Source organism: Kitasatospora sp. NPDC096204 (genome assembly GCF_044763205.1).
In the GTDB taxonomy this organism is placed as follows: domain Bacteria; phylum Actinomycetota; class Actinomycetes; order Streptomycetales; family Streptomycetaceae; genus Kitasatospora.
The window spans coordinates 100,072-120,026 of sequence record NZ_JBIWFT010000030.1 but is presented as its reverse complement, the minus strand read 5'-3'; the positions used below and the strand labels follow the sequence as shown (position 1 = coordinate 120,026).

Annotated in this window: 20 protein-coding genes and 1 pseudogene; 9 read left to right on the top strand and 12 right to left on the bottom strand. The window is 74.9% G+C overall.

Annotation, left to right across the window (positions count from 1 at the left end; all coding sequences use genetic code 11):
• Positions 1-417: 417 nt before the first annotated feature.
• Positions 418-2,067, bottom strand: coding sequence for a M28 family peptidase (locus ACIQ87_RS28580; protein ID WP_402411857.1), 1,650 nt, complete (start codon positions 2,065-2,067; stop codon positions 418-420).
• A 154-nt stretch (positions 2,068-2,221) separates the two neighbouring features.
• Here ACIQ87_RS28580 and ACIQ87_RS28575 point away from each other — a divergent pair, with 154 nt between their 5' ends.
• Complete coding sequence (locus ACIQ87_RS28575) at positions 2,222-2,398, top strand: antitoxin (RefSeq protein WP_402411854.1); 177 nt, start codon at positions 2,222-2,224, stop codon at positions 2,396-2,398.
• Between the two features lie 117 nt (positions 2,399-2,515).
• Here the strand turns inward: ACIQ87_RS28575 and ACIQ87_RS28570 are convergent, their stop codons facing one another.
• Positions 2,516-2,710: a hypothetical protein gene (locus ACIQ87_RS28570; protein ID WP_402411852.1), complete on the bottom strand. Its 195-nt coding sequence runs from the start codon at positions 2,708-2,710 to the stop codon at positions 2,516-2,518.
• A gap of 76 nt (positions 2,711-2,786) precedes the next feature.
• Between ACIQ87_RS28570 and ACIQ87_RS28565 the strand changes: the two genes are divergently transcribed.
• Together ACIQ87_RS28565 and ACIQ87_RS28560 are read left to right on the top strand one after the other, a co-directional pair.
• Entirely contained in the window at positions 2,787-3,377 is a 591-nt protein-coding gene (locus ACIQ87_RS28565) for a TetR/AcrR family transcriptional regulator (protein WP_402411850.1), read from the top strand.
• Positions 3,374-4,873 carry an MFS transporter gene (locus ACIQ87_RS28560; RefSeq protein WP_402411848.1) on the top strand — a complete coding sequence of 500 codons (1,500 nt, stop codon included), beginning with the start codon at positions 3,374-3,376 and terminating at the stop codon, positions 4,871-4,873. Before ACIQ87_RS28565 ends, ACIQ87_RS28560 begins: the two co-directional genes overlap by 4 nt.
• 32 nt (positions 4,874-4,905) lie before the next feature.
• On the opposite strand, the gene ACIQ87_RS28555 is transcribed toward ACIQ87_RS28560, so the two are convergent.
• Positions 4,906-5,433: a DinB family protein gene (locus tag ACIQ87_RS28555; RefSeq protein WP_402411847.1), complete on the bottom strand. Its 528-nt coding sequence runs from the start codon at positions 5,431-5,433 to the stop codon at positions 4,906-4,908.
• Complete coding sequence (locus ACIQ87_RS28550; protein WP_402411845.1) at positions 5,384-6,802, bottom strand: MATE family efflux transporter; 1,419 nt, start codon at positions 6,800-6,802, stop codon at positions 5,384-5,386. The genes ACIQ87_RS28555 and ACIQ87_RS28550 overlap by 50 nt, the downstream gene beginning before the upstream one ends.
• 237 nt (positions 6,803-7,039) lie before the next feature.
• Between ACIQ87_RS28550 and ACIQ87_RS28545 the strand changes: the two genes are divergently transcribed.
• The 5 genes from ACIQ87_RS28545 to ACIQ87_RS28525 all read left to right on the top strand — a co-directional run bounded on the left by ACIQ87_RS28545 (position 7,040) and on the right by ACIQ87_RS28525 (position 11,417).
• Positions 7,040-7,630, top strand: coding sequence for a PadR family transcriptional regulator (locus ACIQ87_RS28545; RefSeq protein WP_402411842.1), 591 nt, complete (start codon positions 7,040-7,042; stop codon positions 7,628-7,630).
• Between the two features lie 194 nt (positions 7,631-7,824).
• Positions 7,825-8,703: a class I SAM-dependent methyltransferase gene (locus tag ACIQ87_RS28540; RefSeq protein ID WP_402411840.1), complete on the top strand. Its 879-nt coding sequence runs from the start codon at positions 7,825-7,827 to the stop codon at positions 8,701-8,703.
• Between the two features lie 322 nt (positions 8,704-9,025).
• Complete coding sequence (locus ACIQ87_RS28535; protein ID WP_402411838.1) at positions 9,026-9,913, top strand: oxaloacetate decarboxylase; 888 nt, start codon at positions 9,026-9,028, stop codon at positions 9,911-9,913.
• The gene (locus ACIQ87_RS28530; RefSeq protein WP_402411835.1) at positions 9,910-10,227 is read left to right on the top strand and encodes a hypothetical protein; all 318 of its coding nucleotides are present in this window, start codon (positions 9,910-9,912) and stop codon (positions 10,225-10,227) included. The genes ACIQ87_RS28535 and ACIQ87_RS28530 overlap by 4 nt, the downstream gene beginning before the upstream one ends.
• A 200-nt stretch (positions 10,228-10,427) precedes the next feature.
• Positions 10,428-11,417 carry a bile acid:sodium symporter family protein gene (locus tag ACIQ87_RS28525; RefSeq protein WP_402411832.1) on the top strand — a complete coding sequence of 330 codons (990 nt, stop codon included), beginning with the start codon at positions 10,428-10,430 and terminating at the stop codon, positions 11,415-11,417.
• A 62-nt stretch (positions 11,418-11,479) separates the two neighbouring features.
• Here the strand turns inward: ACIQ87_RS28525 and ACIQ87_RS28520 are convergent, their stop codons facing one another.
• From ACIQ87_RS28520 to ACIQ87_RS28490, 7 genes and pseudogenes are all read right to left on the bottom strand, one after another.
• Positions 11,480-11,650, bottom strand: a complete 171-nt coding sequence (locus ACIQ87_RS28520; protein ID WP_402411867.1) for a hypothetical protein — start codon at positions 11,648-11,650, stop codon at positions 11,480-11,482.
• Positions 11,651-11,799: 149 nt separating this feature from the next.
• A pseudogene (locus ACIQ87_RS28515) lies at positions 11,800-12,090 on the bottom strand (DUF402 domain-containing protein); the annotation flags it as partial.
• A gap of 71 nt (positions 12,091-12,161) precedes the next feature.
• Positions 12,162-13,004: a hypothetical protein gene (locus ACIQ87_RS28510; protein WP_402411830.1), complete on the bottom strand. Its 843-nt coding sequence runs from the start codon at positions 13,002-13,004 to the stop codon at positions 12,162-12,164.
• Positions 13,001-14,785, bottom strand: a complete 1,785-nt coding sequence (locus tag ACIQ87_RS28505; protein WP_402411828.1) for a GMC family oxidoreductase — start codon at positions 14,783-14,785, stop codon at positions 13,001-13,003. Before ACIQ87_RS28505 ends, ACIQ87_RS28510 begins: the two co-directional genes overlap by 4 nt.
• Complete coding sequence (locus ACIQ87_RS28500; RefSeq protein WP_402411825.1) at positions 14,782-15,276, bottom strand: hypothetical protein; 495 nt, start codon at positions 15,274-15,276, stop codon at positions 14,782-14,784. Before ACIQ87_RS28500 ends, ACIQ87_RS28505 begins: the two co-directional genes overlap by 4 nt.
• A 231-nt stretch (positions 15,277-15,507) precedes the next feature.
• Complete coding sequence (locus ACIQ87_RS28495) at positions 15,508-16,575, bottom strand: TIGR03617 family F420-dependent LLM class oxidoreductase (RefSeq protein ID WP_402411824.1); 1,068 nt, start codon at positions 16,573-16,575, stop codon at positions 15,508-15,510.
• Positions 16,576-16,691: 116 nt separating this feature from the next.
• Positions 16,692-17,333: a TetR/AcrR family transcriptional regulator gene (locus ACIQ87_RS28490; protein WP_402411821.1), complete on the bottom strand. Its 642-nt coding sequence runs from the start codon at positions 17,331-17,333 to the stop codon at positions 16,692-16,694.
• Positions 17,334-17,442: 109 nt separating this feature from the next.
• Between ACIQ87_RS28490 and ACIQ87_RS28485 the strand changes: the two genes are divergently transcribed.
• The gene (locus ACIQ87_RS28485) at positions 17,443-19,032 is read left to right on the top strand and encodes a carboxylesterase/lipase family protein (RefSeq protein ID WP_402411819.1); all 1,590 of its coding nucleotides are present in this window, start codon (positions 17,443-17,445) and stop codon (positions 19,030-19,032) included.
• 118 nt (positions 19,033-19,150) lie between these two features.
• On the opposite strand, the gene ACIQ87_RS28480 is transcribed toward ACIQ87_RS28485, so the two are convergent.
• Positions 19,151-19,831 carry a type 1 glutamine amidotransferase domain-containing protein gene (locus ACIQ87_RS28480; protein ID WP_402411816.1) on the bottom strand — a complete coding sequence of 227 codons (681 nt, stop codon included), beginning with the start codon at positions 19,829-19,831 and terminating at the stop codon, positions 19,151-19,153.
• Positions 19,832-19,955: the final 124 nt, after the last annotated feature.

The following is a 19,955-nucleotide window of genomic DNA, read 5'->3' as shown; positions in this document are numbered from 1 at the left end:
GCCGAACACCGTGTGGCCCGTGACGCTCTGGCCGCCCGGTCCTGTCATGCTGGTACTGCCTTCCTAGCCGGAGGTGGCCTCCGGTCGGGTGGGGCGGACAGGACACTGAGGGGGCCTCTGGCCAGGCTCCTATAAGGTCATGCTCCGCCCGGCCGGAGCCCTGGGGAACGGGCCCCGGCAGCCGGACAGAACAACCGGAGGACAGCCCAGCAGGGCGTCAGTCAGTGGCAGAGCCACGACCACCGGGGACCGGTTAGCAGTATCAGTGTCAGTGGCCTCCGCTACGGTGGCCGCACCCGCAGCCGTCAGGGCCGTTGGCGGAGGGAGGTCCCGGATGGAACAGCATCGGACGGAGCAGTCGGGTACGGCGGTCGGGTGGGCCGGCCGGCCGGGAGCAGCAGCGGGCCCACCCGGGGGTCAGGCCGTCACCCCGTGGGTGCTCCCGCCGCTCGTGCCGCTCATACCCGTCGCGCCCGCGCCGGGCGCCGCCTTCACGGCCTGGCGCTGGGCCGGGACGGGCCGGTGGAGCGAGGAGAGGTCCCAGGCGTAGGTGCCGACGGCGTTCGCGATCACGTCGATGTTGACGTCGAAGACACCCATGTCGATGTTGCCCAGATTGTCGCAGGCCTGGTGGTAGCAGGCGTCGTACGCGGCGCCGGCCGTGCCGCCGTAACGGGCGGCCTGCTCCGGGGACTTGACCTTCTCGGCGCCGGTGTCGGTGCCGCCGGCCGGGATGCCCGCGTCGATGAACGGACCGTAGTCGGAGCGGCCGTCGAAGAGGGTCGGGTCGTGCGGCAGGCCCCGGCCGTCCAGGTAGCCGTTGATGTCCCGCTCCAGCTGCGCCGAGCCCTCGGGGCCCGCGTCGCCGCCGGCGCTGCCCGAACCGTTGTAGACGAACTGCGCGTAGTTGGGGGAGGCGATCATGTCGAAGTTCAGGTAGAGGCCGATCTTCTTCTTCTCCGCGTCGGAGAGGGACTTCACGTACGCCTCGGCGCCCTTGAGGCCGAACTCCTCGGCCGACCACCAGGCGAACCTGACCTTGTTCTTCACCGGGTGGACGCTGAGGTTCTTCGCGACCTCCAGGATGCCGGCGGTGCCGGAGCCGTTGTCGTTGATACCCGGCCCCTCGGGGACGGAGTCGAGGTGCGCGCCGACCATCACGGTGTTGTCGGGGTCGCCGCCGCGGGTCTCCGCGATGACGTTCCAGGTCCTGCGCTGCTCCATGAAGGTGCGGATGTCCAGCGTCACCCGGACGGGCCCGGTGGCGGCCTCGGCGGCCAGGGCCTCGCCCGCGGCCTTGGTGATCCCGCCGGTCGGGATCCTCCCCGCCGTCGGCTCGCTGAGCGTCCCGTTGAGGGTGCCCTCGGTGTTGTTGTAGACGATCGCCCCGGCCGCGCCCACGGCGGCCGCGGCGGCCTGCTTCTCGGCGAAGGTGCATCCGCCGCGCCGGATCAGGGCGATCTTGCCGGTGAAGGCGCCCGCCGGGTAGTCGGCCGGTGTGCAGCCGGTGGTGGCACCGACCGGAGCGACCGCCAGGTCCGCGGTCAGGCCCGCCTCCGGGCCGCTCACCGAGTACGTCATGGCGATCACCGGCACCGACTCGGCCTTCGGGGACAGCACGTCGAGGTGCTCGGAGCGGGCCTCGAAGAAGGTGTACGCGAACTCCTGCTTGGACACCTTGAGCCCGGCCCGCCGCGCCTGCTCGTAGACGTACTGCGCCGACTGGTCGTGCCCCTTCGAACCGGCCACCCGGGTACCGCCGTTGCGGTCCGCGATCAGCTGGAGGGCGGCCAGCGTGGCCCGGGCGTCCCGGGCGTTGCTCGCCTCGACCAGCCGGGAGGCCAGCTTGGCGCCCTTGCGCGCCGGGTCCGGGTCGGCCGAGGCGCTGCCGGCGCCGGCCAGCAGCAGCGGGGCGACCAGGGCGGCGACGGCCAGGGCGGCGCCCGCGCCACGCCGGGTGACGGCGGTTCGCGGGCGCCCTGGGTCGGTGTCGCGGTCGTACGGGGCGGAACGGTCGAGCGGGGTCGAACGGTCGAGCGGGGAGGTGGAGCGACGGGTGCGCAGCATCAAGGCAACTCCTTCCGACGGGCCGTGAGGGTCATGATTTGACATGACCGGAATCCCGTTGCCAAGCCTTTACACAGACCTTGCGAGATGCGGACCGCGACGCGCCCGGTGATATTGGAGAGGTGGGGGGCGTCTCATCCAGGAGTGTGACCAGATGTCCATGATGGATAAGCTCAAGAACCTGCTGAAGGGCCACGAGGAGCAGACCGACAAGGCCGTCGACAAGGCGGGCGACGCCGTCGACCAGCGCACCGAGGGCAAGTACAGCGGTCAGGTGGACGCCACCCAGGAGCAGCTCAAGAACCAGTTCCGCGACCAGCCGCCCCAGTAGGAGCGACTCCGCGGGGCGCCGCGCCCGGCGCCGTCCGACCGGCTCGCCGCCCCGGACCGGCCACCCGGTCGGGCCGGGGTTCAGGCCGGGGGCCGGGGTTCAGGTCGGGCCGGGAGTTCAGCGTTCGTGGCGCCTGGGTTCGGCAGCCGGCGGTTCCGGCTCCAGCGACTCCGCCGCCCCGTACGGGCTTTCCCCGTCCTCGCCGTCGGCACCGCAGTTCTCGCAGGGCCCCGGCCCGGGCCGCTCGCGCAGCCGTCCGCACTCCGGGCACACCCGGTCCAGCCGGCAGGCCGACTCGCCGCCTTCGTCCATACGACCGATTCTGCCGGGCGGACTCTCGCAAGCGTGAGTAGACACTGTCTACGGACACCTGGTAGACAGTGTCTTCATGACCGAACAGGAACGGGACCTGCGGGCCCGACTGGTGGCCGCCGGCGTCGAGTTGGTGGCCGAGGGCGGCGTACAGGCACTCGGCCTGCGCGAGATCGCCCGCCGCGCCGGGGTCTCGCACGGCGCGCCCCGCCGCTACTTCCCGACCCACCGCGAACTGCTCGCCGCCATCGCCCAACAGGGCTTCGGCAGACTCACCGACACCCTCGCGGGTGCCGACGCCCTCGCCGCCGGCACCGGCGCCGACGCGCGCGCCCGCCTCGACGCGCTCGCCCGCGCCTACCTCGGCTTCGCCGCCGCCAACCCCGGAATGTTCGAGCTGATGTTCCGTCACGACCTGCTGGAGGGCAGCGGGATCGAACTGCGCCGCACCACCCTGCCGCTGTTCCTGACCTTCGTCGGGCTGGTCTCCGAGGTGCACCCGCAGTCCGACGATCCGGCCGCCGCCACCGCCGCCCTCTGGTCCAACCTGCACGGCCTCGCCCAGTTGCGCACCTGGGGCAGCCTGCGGCTGATCACCGGCGACGAGTCCGTCGAGCCGCTGCTGCGCGCCGTGCTGGACGCCCACCTCGGCCCGGGCACCCGGTGAGGCCACCGCTGCACCGCGGGCTCGTCCTCGCCGCGAGCACCACCGGCGCGGTCCTGGTCGCCCTCGACGGCACCGCGCTGACCGTCGCCCAGCCCGCCCTCCGGCACGACCTGCACGCCTCCGTCACGGCCGTCCAGTGGGCGAGCACCTGCTACCTGGTCACCGTCGCGGCCCTGCTGGTCTTCGCCGGCCGACTGGGCGACCGATACGGGCACCGGCGCCTCTTCGCGCTCGGCGTGACGGGCTTCGCCGCCGGCTCGCTCGGGATCGCCCTGGCTCCCGGCATCGGCTGGGTCGTCGCGCTGCGCGTGGTCCAGGGCGTGGCGGGCGCGCTGCTGCAACCGGCCACCCTGGGCATGCTGCGGGCGGCCTGGCCCGCCGACCGGCTGGCCGGGCCGATCGCGGTCCGCACCGCCGCCATCGGACTCGCGGCGGCGGCCGGGCCACTGGTCGGCGGGGCGCTGACCGCGCACTTCGGCTGGCGGTCGGTCTTCCTGCTGGGCCTGCCGCCCGCCGCGGCCGCGCTCCTGGCGGCCCTCCTGGTGCCCGCCGGGACGGGTGCGCCCGGGGCCGAGCCTGCGGGGACCGGACCTGCGGGGGCCGGACCTGCGGGGGCCGGACCCGCGGGGACCGGACCCGCGGGGACCGGGCAGCGTCGCGGCGGCGGGCTCGACCTGCCCGGGGCGGCCCTGCTCGCGCTCGCGCTGGCCTGCCTGGTGCAGAGCCTGGTGGCGCTGCCGGACCCCGGCCGGTCGGCCGGCCCGCTGCTCGGCCTCGCCGCGACCGGAGCCCTCACCCTGGCCCTGGTCCGGCACGAACGCCGCACCGCCGATCCCCTGCTGCCGCCGGCTCTGCTCCGCTCACCGGCGGTCGCTCCGCCGCTCGCCGTCCTGCTCGCGGCCTCGGCGGCGCTCCAGGGCACGCTCTTCCCGGCCACCTACTACCTCCAGGACGTGCTCGGGCTGGATCCCTGGCAGAGCGCCCTGCTGGCGGTGCCGCTCGCGGCGACGATGATCCTCGCGGCCCCCGGCTCCGTCCGGCTGGCGAAGCGTCACGGCGAACGGGCGGTGGTGCTGTCCGGGATGACGCTGCTCACCGCGGGGGCGCTGCTCACCGCGGGCCTCGGGCCCGGCTCCGGGACGGTCGCGATCGGCGGCTGCTTCGCGCTGTTCGGCACCGGCTTCGGCGCGGTGATGGCCACCGCCACCACGGTGGTGGTCCGCGGTGCGTCCGCCGCCCGGGCCGGGGTCGCGGGAGGCCTGCAGCAGACCGCGCTGAACGTCGGCCCGGCGCTGGGCATCGCCCTGGCCACCACCGCCGCCGGCCGTACGGACCTCGGCGCGGCGCTCGCGCCGACCGCGCTGACCATGGCGGTGGTGGCCGGCACGGGGACGCTGCTCGCCGCGCGGCTGCCCGGCCGGGCCACGGGCCCGGTGTCCGGTCGGACGGCCGGTCAGGCCTCGCCCGTGCCGCCGGACTCGGCTGTCCGACCGTGATGGGGGCGTCGGCCGCGGGGGCGCCCGTGCCGTCAGACGCCGGTGACGCCGTCGACGCGCTCCCGGAGCAGGTCGGCGTGGCCGTTGTGGCGGGCGTACTCCTCGATCAGGTGCACCAGGATCCAGCGCAGCGAGACGCTGTCCGCGCCGAGCACCGCCGCGGCCTGCGGGGAGAGCGCGCCGGCCGCGTCCAGTGACTCGTCCGCGGTCAGCTCCCGGCCCCGGTCGATCTCCGCCTTCCAGTCCGCCAGTGCCTCGGCCATTCCGCGCGCCGGGTCCAGCCCGTAGCCGTCGGCGTTCTCCGGGCCGTACACCGGCGGGACCTCCCGACCGTCGAACACCCGCTGGTACCAGTTGCGTTCGACCTCGGCGAGGTGCTGCACCAGGCCCAGCAGGGTCATCGTGGACGGCGGGACGGACGCCAGCCGCACCTGCCGGTCGTCGAGCCCGTCGACCTTCCGGGCGAGGGTGGCCCGCTGGAAGTCCAACCAGCTCTCCAGCATGGCGCGTTCAGCGGCGTGCGGGGGCGGGATCGGCCGCCCGTCCGGGGTGAGTGCCATGACCCCCACTCTGGCACACGCCCCCGTGCGTCCCCCGCGCCGACCGGGACCGTGTCAGCGCGGCGAGCAGCGCGAGTTGCACGGCCGCGCCCACCGCCGGGCCGAGCCACACCCCCGACACTCCCAGCGGCCCTGACAGGGCCGCCGAGGCGGCGAGTTGGGCCCCGAGACCGAGCAGCACGGAGACCACCACCGGTCGGCCTGCGCCCGCCGCCTGGTGCACCCCGCCGAGGGCCACCACCAGGGCGTACGGGAGCAGGTAGAGCGCCGCCATGCGCAGGAAGCCGACGGACTGCGCGGCCACCGCCCGGTCCTCGGTGAAGAGCGCGGTCAGCGGTCCGGCCAGCGTCGCGGACAGTGCGGCCGACACCGCGCCGAGCAGTGCGGCGAGGCGGCCGGTGGCCCGGCTCAGGGTGCGCAGCGCTGCGTCCTCCCCCGCGCCGGCCAGGCGGGCGGCCTCGATCGCGGCGGCCTGACGCAGCGCGTAGAAGGCCATGGTGACGACGAGCAGGACGCGGTAGCCGAGGCCGTACCCGGCCACCGCGGCGACGCCGAAGCCCGCGACCAGGCCGAGTTGGGCGGATCCGACGGCCATCCGGGCGGTGAAGTCCAGGCCGAACGGTGCGCCGGCGCGCAGGATCCGTACCGCTGCCGCGCCCACTCCCCCGGTCGCGCCGTCGGCGGTCCGCGGCTGCGGCCCCGTACCTCGGCCCGTACCTGGCCCCGCCGGTCGCCGCGGCCTCCGGCGCAGGTGCAGGGTGGCGGCGAGGGCGATCGCCCGGGAGAGCGCCAGGGCCAGGGCCGCGCCCGGCACGCCGAGGGCGGGCAGCGGTCCCGGGCCGAGGATGAGCAGCGGGTCGAGGAGCAGCAGCAGCGCGTTGGAGAGCAGGGCGATCCGCATCGGCGTGCGGGTGTCGCCGGCGCCCTTGAACAGTTCGTCGGCGACGCGTTGGCCGAAGAAGAGCGCGAACGCCGGGAACGCGACGGTGAAGTACCCGGCCGCGTGCGCGGCGGCCTCGCCGTCCAGGAAGGCGCCCGCCAGCCGGTCGCGCAGCAGGAAGCCGGGGACGGCGAGCGCCACGCTGCCCGCCGCACAGAGCCACCCCGCCGCGCGGGCGGTGCGGGCGGCCTCGGCCCGGTCGCCGGCTCCGAGGGCGCGCGAGAGCCGGACGCTGGTGCCGGAGCCGACCACCAGCACCAGGCCGAGCAGCAGGTTCTCCACGGTGCCGGCCAGGGTGACGGCGGCGACCGCGGCCCCGCCGAGGCCGGCCACCCAGAACGTGCCGATCACCGAGGCGACCACCCCGGACAACAGCTCCGCGTAGACGGGTACCGCCAGTGCCGTGAGCCGGCGCGACTGTCCGCGCATGGCCCTCCCCCTTCCGTTGTGGCGCCCTTCCGCTGTGGCGCTCCTGCTCGGGCTCGGTCGGCGTCGACCCGGATCTCGGCTCGGCCTCGACTCGGCCGCGGCTTGGCGTCGACTCGGCCGCGGCTCGACCGCGGCCTCCCGCTCCGACCTCGAATAGAGATACATCGTTTCGAGGCACATCGACAAGAGGTAACATTGCTGCTCCACAGGGCGCACTCCGACCGAAGGGCTCCAGCCGTGTTGACGCTCGCGATCCTCGGCTTCCTGTACGACCAGCCGCTGCACGGCTACGAGCTCAAGTCCCGGATCACCGGGCTGACCGGCCACGTCCGGCCGGTCAGCGACGGCGCGCTCTACCCCGCGATCGCCCGGCTGGAGAAGGCCGGGCTGCTGCTCCGGCGCACCGAACCGGGCAGTGGCGCCGTTCCGCGGCAGACGCTGGAGCCGACGGCGGAGGGCCGGGCCGAACTGCTGCGCCGACTGGCCGATCCGGAGCAAGTCGAGATCACCGACCAGATCCGCTTCTTCACCGTCACCGCCTTCCTGCACCACCTCGCCGATCCGCCCCGGCAGGCCGCCGTCCTCCGCCGCCGACTGGGCTTCCTGGACGCGCCGAGCAGCTTCTTCCACGACGGAGCGGGCCGACCGGTGACCGCCGAACGCGAGCCGAACCCCTTCCGGCGCGGGATGCTGCTCGTCGCCCGGGCCTCCACGGCCGCCGAGCGGGCCTGGCTGACCGAGACCATCGCGGACCTGGAACGGCCGGGCGGCGCGGCACCCTCGGAAACCGCCGGCACGCCGGCGAAGCCGAAGCCCTCGGAACACTAGGCCGACAGCCGAACCGAAGACGGAAACGAAGGCGCACACCCCTGCCGAACGGCAGAGCGAAGAAGCGGATTTGGGCCGTTCGACACCTGGTTCCCCCCGGGCCCGGCATCGCTATGATGATCCGCCTCACGTCCTCGGCGTCCCCTCCGCGGCGTGATCCGCCACCGCGCCCCGCCGTCCCCCTGGAGGCCGCCGTGCCCACTTCCGAGTCCGCGGTCGAGGCCGCAGTCCACTCCGCGCCGCTGAAGCGGGACGACATCCCCGGCTGGTTCTTCAGCCTCGACCGGGCCGCCTTCAGCCACCTGCTGTCCGCCCAGACCTCGGCCGGCGTCACCGGCGACATCCTGGAACTCGGCAGCTACCTCGGCCGCAGCGCCGTCCTGCTCGGCGACCACCTGCGGCCGGGCGAGCGGCTGACGGTCTGCGACCTGTTCGACTCCGAGGCCGGCGACGCCGAGAACGCCGCCGAGATGGACATGTCCTACCGCAGGACCCTCACCCGCAGCGCCTTCGAGGCCAACTACCTCGCCTTCCACGGCGAGCTGCCCGAGATAGTGCAGGCCCCGACCGCGGTGCTGGCCGACGGCCGGATCCGGGCGCACAGCTGCCGCTTCGTCCACGTCGACGCCTCCCACCTCTACGAACACGTCGCCGGGGACATCGCCGTGGCCCGCGCCGCACTCTCCGAGAACGGCCTGGTCGCCCTGGACGACTACCGCTCCGAGCACACCCCGGGCGTCGCCGCCGCGGTCTGGGAGGCGGTCTTCACCGGCGGACTGCGGCCGGTGCTGCTCACCCCGATGAAGTTCTACGGCACCTGGGGCGACGCGGCGGCCGCCCAGGCGGTCCTGCGGGAGCGCGACTGGCGGGCCGACGGGTACACCGCCGACGAGGACACCATCGCCGGCGCCCGGGTGATGCGCCTCAACTACCAGGTCAAGGCTCCGGTCCAGCGCTCCGCCCCGCGCCGGCTGGCCCTGGAGCTGCTGCCGCCGGTCGCGACCAAGGCCACCCGGCGGATGCTCCGGACGCTGCGCGAGCGCCGCGCCGCGCCCCCGGTGCCGAGCCCCTGAGCCCCCGGACCCCTGAGTCCACACCGGACCGCACGCAGGACCGCACGCAGGACCCCGGCGCCGGGGCCCGCCCCTCACCGGGCGGGCCCCGGCGCCGTCCTGGCGTGGACGGCCCCGTCCTGCCGAACTGTCGACAAGTCAGCCCTCTTGTAGGACTTACCTTTTTTGCGTCTTTCCTATTGTCGACGCCATTTCACTCTAACGAGGGAATCTCATCTAAAGATTTGCCCACGGAACGTTAAAGGGCGCATAGTGATGACACCTCAGTTCGGTCTGATGAAAACCAAGTTCAGGCAAAGTCATCCCCAGTGAGGAGAAGACCTTGTTCCACGGAAACACGGCATCGGACAACCCCGGGCAGCGGCTGCGCGCGGAGATCGCGGGCCCGGGGACGACGCCGCTGATCGGCGTCTACGACATGTACTCGGCCTCCATCGCGGCCGATCACTACGACGGCATGTTCGTCTCGGGCTTCGGCTTCGCGGCCTCCTACTACGGGCTGCCCGACATCGGCTTCATCGCCTGGCCCGACATGGTGGGCTTCGTCGAACGGCTGCGCGGGGCCTTCCCCCGGCACCACCTCCTGGTCGACATCGACGACGGCTACGTCGATCCGGAGGTCGCCTGCCACGTCGTGCGCAGGCTCGAACGGATCGGCGCGTCGGGCGTGATCCTCGAGGACCAGAAGCGTCCGCGCCGCTGCGGGCACGCGGACGGCAAGCTGGTGCTGCCGCTGGAGGAGTACCTGGAGAAGCTGGAGCTCGTCCTCGCCAACCGGACGGACTTGGTGGTGGTCGCGCGCACGGACGCCACCGACGAGGACGACATCCTGCGCCGGGCCCGGGCGCTCGCCGCCACCGACGCCGACGTGGTGCTGGTGGACGGCGTGCGCAGCGAGGAGTGGATCCGCCGGATCCGCCGAGTGGTCGGCGACAAGCCCCTGCTGTTCAACCAGATCGCGGGCGGCAAGTCGCCCCGGCTGTCGCTCTCGGAGCTGTCGGCCCTGGGCGTGGACGTGGCCATCTACAGCACCCCGTGCCTGTTCGCCGCGCACCGGGCGATGCACGAGGCGCTGGCCGGGCTGAAGGACGCCGACGGGCGGCTGCCGGCCCCGGCCGGGGGCCGGGAGCAGGTCGGCGTGCGGGAGTCCACCGAGTTGCTGGAGCGGAACATCTCGCGCTCCCGAGGGCTGATGGCGGTGACGGCTTGAGCAGCGGGCTGCGCGGGTTCGCCCCGGCGTCGCCGGCCACCGCCCTGCGGGCCACCGCGCTGGGGCTGGCCGGCGCCTGCGCCCTGCTCGCGGGAGCCGCGTCGCCCGCGGCGGCCGGTGGCGGGCTGATCACGGTCGTGGACAACTCGCACGCCGACTCCTGGCTGGAGGTCGACCGGACGGCCAACCTCCAGAACGGCAGCGGCTCCGCGGGCAGCGACCACGACGGCGCCGGTTCGCTGGTCGGCGGACTGCTCGGGCCCGGTTCCTCGTCCGGGCACTCGGTCCGCCCGGCAGCGGAAGACGGCCCGTGACCGACCGCCTGGCGCGCCCGGAGCAGCCACCAGGGCTCCGGGCGCGCGGGGACCGGAGGATCCGGGAACGGGCGCGCGGGGGGAGGCCATTCGGGGAACGGTCACGCGCAGAACGGGCGCGCGGGGAAGGCACCCGGGCGCCGCGGCCCGGCCCCGGGCCCCGCTCCCGCAGGCTGCTGCCTCGCTGGCTGGACCCGTACATGGCTGCGCTGGCCGGGACGGTCGGGCTGGCCGCGCTGTTCCCGGCCTCGGGTGGCTCGGCACGGGTCGCCGAGGTGGCCTGCGACCTCGCGGTGGCGCTGCTGTTCTTCCTCTACGGCGCCCGGCTCTCCACCCGCGAAACGCTGGCCGGGCTGCGCCACCTGCGGCTGCACGGGCTGGTGTCGGCCGCCACCTTCGTCCTGTTCCCACTGCTCGGCGTGGCCACCGCGCTGCTCACGCCCGTCCCGCTGACCGAGCCGCTGCAGACCGGGGTGCTGTTCCTCTGCCTGGTTCCCTCGACGGTGCAGTCCTCGGTGGCGCTCACCGGCGCCGCCGGGGGCAACGTCCCCGCGGCGATCTGCGCGGGCACCTACTCCAGCCTGGCGGGGCTGGTGCTGACGCCGCTGCTGGCGGCCTGGCTGCTGGGTTCGCACACCGAGCTGTCCGCCGACGGGCTGCTGCGGATCGGGATCCAGTTGCTCGCGCCCTTCCTGCTCGGGCAGGTGCTGCGGCCGTGGCTCGGCGGCCCGCTGTCCCGGCACAAGCGGGTGCTCACACCGGTGGATCGCGGCTCGATCCTGCTGGTCGTCTACACGGCGTTCAGCGCGGCGGTGTCCCAGGGCATCTGGGGCCTGGCGACTCCCCTCGCCCTGCTCGGGCTGCTCGCGGTGCTGCTCGCCCTGCTCGCCACCGCCCTCGCGGCCACCGCGCTCGGCGCGCGGCTGCTGGGCCTCGACCGGCCGGCCGCCATCGCGGCGGTGCTCTGCGGCTCGCAGAAGAGCCTGGCCAACGGCCTGCCGATGGCCACCGTCCTGTTCGGGGCACAGGCCGGGCTGATGGTGCTGCCGCTGATGCTCTACCACCAGCTCCAGCTGATCGTCGGCACCGTCCTCGCCGGTCGCTGGTCGCGGGCACCGACGGCCGGTGCCCCGCCCGGCGCGGCACCGGCCGCGCTCACCGGCCCGGGCGCTCCGCCGACTCCCGGGTGATCCCCCCGCACCGGCCTGGCCGAGGCCCCGGGCCGGCCGCCGGGCCGGTGCGGGGCACGGCCCTAACCGGCGGCCGGCCCGCCCCAGTCCACGGCGACGGGGGTGCTGAGGGCGGTGGCCGGGAGGACGGGCGGCGGCCCCTCGGGCGGCAGCCTCCAGGCGGCCGGATCCGTGGCGAACGGTCCGGTGCGGTCCCGGAGTTGGGCGAGGGCGAGGTCCCGGGCCAGGTCCATCTGCCGGTGGGTGGCCTCGTCGACGACGCCGAGGCGCCGGGCATGGGCGTACTCGTCCTCGTCCTTCCAGCTGTACTCCGACAGATCGGGGTGATCACGAGGTCCAGAAAGAGGTCGAAGGTGTCGAGGCCGATGGCCGTCCGGCGGTACGGGCGCTCGAAGTTGACGTACCAGTGCAGCGGTCGGCCGGCGGGCGTCAGGAAGCGGTGCACACTGAACGGCGCTCCGGTGGTGAAGCGGCTGAGCACCACGGTGTCGCGCCAGGTCCACCGGTCGAGTTCCCACCGGCCGGCCGCGAGGTCGTCGATGCAGTGCAGGCGTGCGGTGTCGTCTCCGGCGCGGGTGGCCGCGGTCCAGCCGGCCGGAGCCAGGGTCTCCGTCCCCGGGCGGGCGCTCAGCGTCAGGGTCGCACCGTCGTCCCCGAGGACCGTGTAGGGCATGGCCGACCAGACCAGGCCATGGGTGACGTCCCGCCGCACCGCGGTGTCGCCCGGAGCGAAGACCGGCGCCGTCATCGGACGTAGTAGGCCCGGTTGTGGGCGGCGACCGGCGGGGACTGGTAGGTCCAGACCCCGGCGGCCGGCGCGTCGGCGATCAGGTGGGCGAGGTCGCGGGCGGACTCCTCGGCGGGGTTGCCGAGGTCGAGCCGGACGCGGTCGGCGGTGCGGTCGTCCAGGGCGTAGTAGCGGTAGGGCTGGTGGACGTTGAGCGGTCCGGCCAGCAGCCGGCCCTCCTCGTCGGTGCCGTAACCGGTGATCGGGGTGTTGTTGACGGACTCGGGGGTGAGGCCGATCAGGTTCACGTCCAGGGCGAGGAGTTCCTCGTCGTGACGGCTCAGTCCGTCCGGCCCGAGGGTGGCCCGGCGGCAGGAGACCGACCAGCGTTCGCGCACGGCGGGCGCGTTCAGGGAGGGCAGGGTGGTCTCGAACCAGCCCGGGTGCTTGGGCTCGGCGTACAGCCGGCGCCCGGCGTCGATCGCATGGGGGTTGTCGCAGAGCACGTGCAGCCGGGCGATCCCGAGCAGCTTGGTCTGGTCGTACCCCCGGGCGTACTGCCCGTAGTTGACCACCGGGATCCGGTCCTCGGCGAAGATCGGGTGGGCGATCAGGTTGATCTCCAGCTCCTGGGTGATGCCGCCGCCGTTCGGGTACTGGGCGAAGTAGAGCTGGTAGTTGAGCGAGACGCAGGCCCCGCCGTCGAAGGCGGCGACGCTCAGACCGGGGTGGCGCTTGGCGAGCAGCTCACGCGCCCGCACCCGGTCGACCAGGTAGTCGACGCCGATGTTGTGCAGCGCCCCGTAGTGGAAGGGCAGGTGGTACGGCTCCGGTACGGGAGGCAGCGGCAGACCGGTCATGAGGACTCCGGGGACGACGAGTCGGATGATGGGGACTGGACGGTCGCCGGGCGGTGCAGCTCCAGCAGGTCGCGGTGCATCCGTTCGGCGCTGCGCAGCGCGAGGGCGGCCATGGTGAGCGAGGGGTTGGAGGTGCCGAGGGAGGGCATCGAGCCGCAGCCGACGGCGTACAGGTTGGGGTGCTCCCAGCAGCGCTGCCAGTGGTCGACCACCGAGTTCGCGGGCGAGTCGCCCATGATGTGGGTGCCACCGGCGTGGCCGGCGCCCCGGTAGCCGTGGACGGTCCCCCGGTGTTCGAGCCGCCCCGGCCACCCGGTCGCCGGATAGGCGGTGTGGTCCTCGGCGCCGAGCAGCGCGAACAGCTGGTCGGAGACGGCCCGGGCGGAGGCCATCCCCTCGCGGACGTACTCCGAGAGGTCGTAGCGGACGGCCGGTCCCGGCAGACCGAGCGGGTCGCGCCGGTCCCGGTCGAGGGTGACCCGGTTGGCCGGATCGGCGGGCTGCTCCAGCTCGAACTGGAGCGAGAACTGACGGCCCAGCCGGTCGCCGAGCCGCTCGCGCAGTTCCTTGCCGCGCAGGCCGGCCGCGAGCAGCGCCGAGGCCTCGGCCTCCGGCGCCCCGCCCGCCCAGGACCAGCCCCAGTTGCCGATCTCGATCCGGAACGGCGCCCGGCGGGCGCGCCCGGGGCCGAACCGGAACGCCTCCAGGCCGCTGGTGGACCCGGGCCCGCGGTAGGGGCCGACCGGGCGGGGCATCAGCCCCCAGGTGAGCAGGGCCGGGTGGTCCATCAGGTTCCGGCCGACCTGGTCGCTGCGCTCGGCCAGACCGGAGAGGAGCAGCAGTCGGGCGTTCTCGATCGCGTGCGCGGCGAGGACGACCAGGTCCGCCGTCACCCGGTGGGTCGTGCCGCCCGCGAGGTACTCGACCTCCCGGGCCCGCCCGGTCCGCGGGTCGGCCAGCACCCGGCTGACGACGGCCTCCGTGCGCAGCTCGACGCCGGCCGCCCAGCGGGCCTGGGTGCGCAGCGGGGTGTACTTGGCGCCGCTCGGGCAGGCCGGGACGCAGCCGGCACTGCCCGCGCAGAGCGGCCCGTCGGCGGAGCCGGGCCTGGTCGCCACGCCGTTGCGGGCGTGCGGGGTGGCGGTGACGGTGAGCCGGGCGGGGCCGGGCACGGCGGGGTCGCGGACGGTCCGGCCGTCGAGCGCGCGGGCCAGCTGCCGGTCGAGGTAGCTCGCCGGGACGGCCCGCATCGGGAAGTCGTAACCGTCCGGGACGGGCAGTCCGACGGCGTGGCGCTGCTCCCGGGCGTCGGCGGCGACGCCGAGTTCCCGTTCGGCCTCGCGGTAGTGGGGTTCCAGGTCGTGGTAGCCGATCGGCCAGTTGCGGCCGTGGCCGAGGTCACCGGTGCGGAAGTCCTCGGGGTGCATACGCGGGGTGAGCCCGGTCCAGAGCAGTCCGGTGCCACCGTTGACCCGCAGGTAGCCGCTGGCGTAGGGCAGCGGACCGTACTGGCGGAGGTGGCCGGTGGCGATGAAGCCGCCGTCCGGGCTTCCGGTGAGGTCCGTGACGTCGGGTGACGGCGCCTCGGGGCTGTGCGGGTAGGGCGAGGTGGGTGGTCCGCCGCCGGCCGCGCGGTGGACGGCGGAGGCCTCGGCGCCGGTGGGCGCGGCGCGTCCGGCCTCCAGGACGAGGACCCGCCAGCCCTGTGCGCCGAGGCGGTGGGCGACCAGTGTCCCGGCGAAGCCCGCGCCGACCACGACGGCGTCCCAGCGGGGGCTCATCGGCCCTCAAGGTCGTCGTCGGGTGCGGCGGCGCCTCCGGGTGCCCCGGACCGGCCCGGTGCGTCGACGGCCCCGAGGCCCCCGGCACCTCCGCGCTCCCCGCCGCCTCCCGGGTCCTCGGCCCCTCGGGGTGCCGCGGCCCAGCTGCCGTGTCCGGGGGAGGTGGCGCCCGGCGGGGCGGCTTGGAAGGTCCGCCAGACCAGTCCCTGGTCGTGGGCGCGGGCGGAGGAGGGCGCCTCGCCGGGCCAGGCACCGACGTACCAGAGGTGGACCAGGGCGTGCTCGTCGCGCACCTGGTGGGCCAGCGTCGTGCGGTGGTGCTCGTCCGCCATGCCGGTGGAGCGCAGTTCGGGCACGTCGAAGCCGGTCAGCTCGGCGCAGACGCGCAGGAACTCGTCAAGGTCGGCCAGGGCGTCGACGTACTTGTTCGCGACGGGGTCCCAGCACTCCGCCAGGTCGTAGTCGGCCGGGCGGTCGTCGGACACGGGCACGCGGGCACCCCCCACGATCGGCAACGGGTGGCCGAGGCATGTCAGGCCGTACGGTGCGACGGACCGCACGGCGCGACAGGCCCCGGAACGAGGCGGGCTCCGGGGCGCCGACCCTCGCCGGACACCCCTGCCCACCACCGCGATCCTGCCGCCCGCCCTCACCATCGGAAACGCGTTGCGCGAATCTGCCCGGACTTCGTCACCCCCTGTCCGGTCGACCGCCCACCACGATCACCCGGCGTCCGCTTCCGGTCGGTCCAGCGCCCGTACCGCCGCCAGGACGTCCAGGCCCAGCTCCGGGTCGGCCTCCTCCGGGAGGTTGACGGACAGCCGGGTGACCAGGCCCGCGTACCGGTGGTGGATCTCCCGGGCGACCTCCTCCACCGAACCGCAGACCGCGAAGGTGTCGAACACCTCGTCGTCGATCAGCGCGGCCATCTCCGCCCAGCGCCCGCGCACCGAGTGGGTGTGCAACTCCTCCTGGAGCCCCTCCCAGCCGTGCTGCGCCAGCACCGGGCGGTAGGCCGGCGTGGAGGCGTAGAACGCGAGCCGCTCGCGGATGGCCGCGCGGTTCGCCGCCAGCTCCTCCTCGGTGCGACCGGTGGCGGTGAGCACGTTGCCGACGATCTCGAACGGCCGCTCCGTCCACGCGGCGCCCTCCGCCTCGGCCCGGGCCCGCTCCTCGGTCAGGCCGGGCAGCACCTGCTCGGCCAGGTAGGCGGTGGAGGAGAACGGGTGGCTCAGGAAGCCGTCGGCCACCGCCCCGGCGGTCCGGGTCATCAGCGGTCCGACGCCCGCCAGCAGGATCCGCGGCACCCCGGACGGGACCGGGTCCGGCGAGAACACCGGTGTCATCACCGTGTGGGTGTAGAACTCGCCCCGGAAGCGGAGCCGTTCGCCGGTCTGCCAGCTGTGCCAGATCGCCCGCACCGCGTGCACGTACTCGCGCATCCGGGCGGCCGGACGGTCCCAGGGCATCCCGAAGCGCTTCTCGATGTGCGGCTTGACCTGCGAGCCCAGCCCGATGACGGCCCGTCCGCCGGAGGCGGCGTGCAGCCCCCAGGCCTGGTAGGCGAGCGTCATCGGGGTCCGGGCGAAGGCCACCGCGATGCCGGTGGCCAGCTCGATCGACTCGGTCCGGTCGGCCGCGCGGGCGAGCTGGAGGAACGGGTCGTACGCCGTCTCGGCGACCACCAGCCGGTCCATGCCCCGGCGTTCGGCCCGCTCGGCGGCGTCCAGGATCCCCGCCGGGTGTCCGGAGGCGGTGGCGTCGAGGCGGAGGGCGGCGGGTCGGTCCATGGCGGTGCTCCTGGTCGCGGACGGCGGTGCTACACGGGTAGCCTGCCACGCCCCGGTCCTGGCACCCGACGGGCCGCCGCCCACCAGACGCCCCACCGGCCGCCCCACCCGCCGCCTCACCCACGGCCGATGGCACCGCCGACAGCCCCGCCCGCGCCGTCCGGCGCCGCGAACAGCCGCTCCAGGTGCCGGTCGACGGCTGTGAGCACGGCGGCGGGCTCGACCACGCCCAGCTCCAGCAGCGTGGTGAACCCGGTGAGCGCGAGCAGCAGGTCCGTCTCCACCGCCGGGTCGCGGTCGGCCGCGAGCTGCCCGTCGGCGATCGCCTGCCGGACCACCTGTTCGACCATCGCCCGCCCCTGGAGCAGGCCGCCGCGCGCCCGCGCGCGCACCTCCTCGTCGTGCAGCGCCTCCAGCACGTAGGCGGCGCTCATCCGGCTGGTCGCCCGCGCGTCGGCGTGCAGCGGCAGCAGCTCGACCAGCATCGCCCGCAGCACGTCACGCGGGTGCGGGCGCTCGCCGAGTTCTTCCAGCGCCCGGCCGACCCGCAGCGCGTTCTGCTCGCCGGCGAAGTCCATCGCGAAGGTGAGCATCTGCGCCCGCGAGCCGAAGTAGTGCTGGAGCTGCCCGAGCGAGATGCCGGCCTCCCCCGCGACCTCGCGCATCGTCAGGTGGGTGGCGCCACGCCGCTCCACGACCCGCCACAGCGCGCGGGCGATCGCCTCCCGGCGTTCCCGGTGGTCGACCTGCTTCGGCATGGGCGGCGGCTCCTCGGCTCTTCCCGCACCCGGCGGAGTCTTTTCCATACACTTGACATAATACAGTTGACCTATAACGCGGGAAGCCTTCCGAGGGAGGAGCGCCCACATGCCGGAGCAACCCGTCATCCGCACCACCGAGGGACTCGTCCGCGGCCGCTGGGAGCAGCCGCACGGACCGGAACAGCAGCAGGGACAGCAGCACGGACAGCGGCAGGAACAGCCGGCGGGCCGCGCGCTCGCGGTCTTCCGCGGCATCCGCTACGCCCAACCGCCCGTCGGAGCCCTCCGCTTCGCCGCACCCGCCGAGCCCGAGCCCTGGGACGGCGTCCGCGAGGCCACCGCCTTCGGCCCCGTGGTCCCACAGTCCGGGCCGATGCCCACCGAAACCGTCGAGTCCGCCGAGTCCGGCGAATCCGCCGAGGGCACCGCCGTCTCCGAGGACTCCGACTGGCTGACCCTCAACGTCTGCACGCCCGATCCCGGCGCGGCCGGCCTGCCGGTCCTGGTCTGGATCCACGGCGGCGGGTTCATCTCCGGGACCGCCAACGACCCGCTGTACGACCCGACCGCGCCGGCCTCCGCCGGGCTGGTCGTGGTGAGCGTCAACTACCGCGTGGGCGCCGAGGGCTTCGCCCTGCTGGAGGGCGCCCCGGCCAACCGGGCCTTCCTCGACCAGATCGCCGCGCTGCGCTGGGTGCGGCGCAACATCGCCCGGTTCGGCGGGGACCCGGCCCTGGTGACCGTCGCCGGGCAGTCCGCGGGCGCCGGGTCGGTCGCCGCGCTGCTGGCGACCGACGCCGCCCCCGGCCTGTTCCGGCGGGCCGTCGCCCACTCCGTACCGGGCACCCACTGCACCCCCGCCCTGGCCGCCGAGGTCACCGCCGAGCTCGCGAAGCTGCTCGGTACGGCCCCGACCGCCGCCGCGCTGGCCGAGGTGCACCCCCGGCGCCTGGCCTCGGCCGTCACCGACCTCGGCGCCGCGCTGCCGGAACGCCTCGCGCGCTGGGGCCGGCTGGCGCACAGCGGCATCGCCACCGTCCCGGTGGTCGACGGCGAGGTCCTGCCCGGCTCGCCCTGGTCGGCGCTCACCGAGGGCGTCGACCTGCTGGTCGGCCACACCCGGGACGAGTTCCGGCTGTTCGGTGTCCTCAGCGGTCGGCACGGCCGTTTCACCGAGGAGGAGGCCCGGCTGGCGCTCGGGCTGTTCGCCCCGCCGCCGGGCGGCCCGGACGCCTACCGGGCCGCCCTCCCGGGGGCGACGCCCTCCGAACTCCTCGAAGCCGTCAGCTCCGACGCCCTGTTCCGGGTGCCGTCCCTCCGGCTGGCCGAGGCCAACGCGGCGGCCGGCGGCACCTCGTACCTCTTCGAGCTCGCCCTGCCCGCCCCCGCCCTCGGCGGCGTCTTCGGCGCCTGCCACGGCCTGGACGTGCCGCTCGCCTTCGGCACCCTGGACAGCCCCGCGGCGCGGCACTTCCTCGGCGACCCGCCCCCGCCGGAGGCGGTCCGGGTCTCGGCGGAACTGCGGGAGGCGTGGGTCCGGTTCGCCACCACCGGCGACCCGGGGTGGCCCGCCTTCGAGCCGGACGGACAGCTCACCCGGGTGCTGGACGCCCGCTCGGAGACCGTCCGCTACCCGGAGCAGGCCGCCCGCCGGATCTGGGCGGGGCACCCCCTCACCGCGTACGACCTCTCCTGACGGCGGGCACCGGCCCGCGGGGCGGGCCGTCCGGACACCGGTGGCTGGCGGCCGGGCACCGGTGGCTGGCGGCCGGGCACCGGTGGCGTGGCGGCCGGACGGCGGGCCCGTTCGGCCGCTACGCCGCCGGCGCGGCCAGCAGCTTCAGCAGCTCGGCGGCCACCAGGGCCGAGGAGGCGGGGTTCTGACCGGTCACCAGGTTGCGGTCGACCACCACGTGCGGCGCCCAGGGCGCGCCCTCCTCGAAGTCCACGCCGAGTTCCACCAGCCGGTCCTGGAGCAGCCACGGCGCCCGGTCTGCCAGGCCGGCCTGGGTCTCCTCGGCGTTGGTGAAACCGGTCACCCGGTACCCGGCGAAGGGCGAGCCGGCGCCCTCGGCCCGCGCGGCGAGCAGCGCGGCCGGGCCGTGGCAGACCACCCCGAGCGGGCGCCCGGAGGCGAGCGCCCGGGTGAGCAGCCGGCCGGAGTCGGGGTCGACCGCCAGGTCCTCCATCGGGCCGTGGCCGCCGGGGTAGAACACGACGTCGTAGTCGGCCGGGTCGACCTCGGCCAGCACCAGCGGCTGCCGGAACTCGGCGATCTTCTCCACTTCCTCGGCCATCGCCGGGTCGGTCAGGCTGGCCCCGTCGGCGACCGGGACGACTCCGGCCGGGGTGGCGACGGCGACCCGGTGGCCCGCCTCGGTGAAGGCGCGGTACGGGACGACCGCCTCCTCGGCCCAGAAGCCGGTCGGGTGCGCGGTGCCGTCGTTCAGGGTCCAGTACTTCGCGCCGGTCACGACGAACAGGATGTCGGCCATGGGGTGTGCCCTCCAGGGGTGCCGCGGTCTCCGCCGCGACGGTCCGCCGCGGCGCTCACGCCGGAGACGCTAGACGCGCCCGGCCTCCTGGAACCAATGGGCCACGCGATGCGAGGCATCGGGA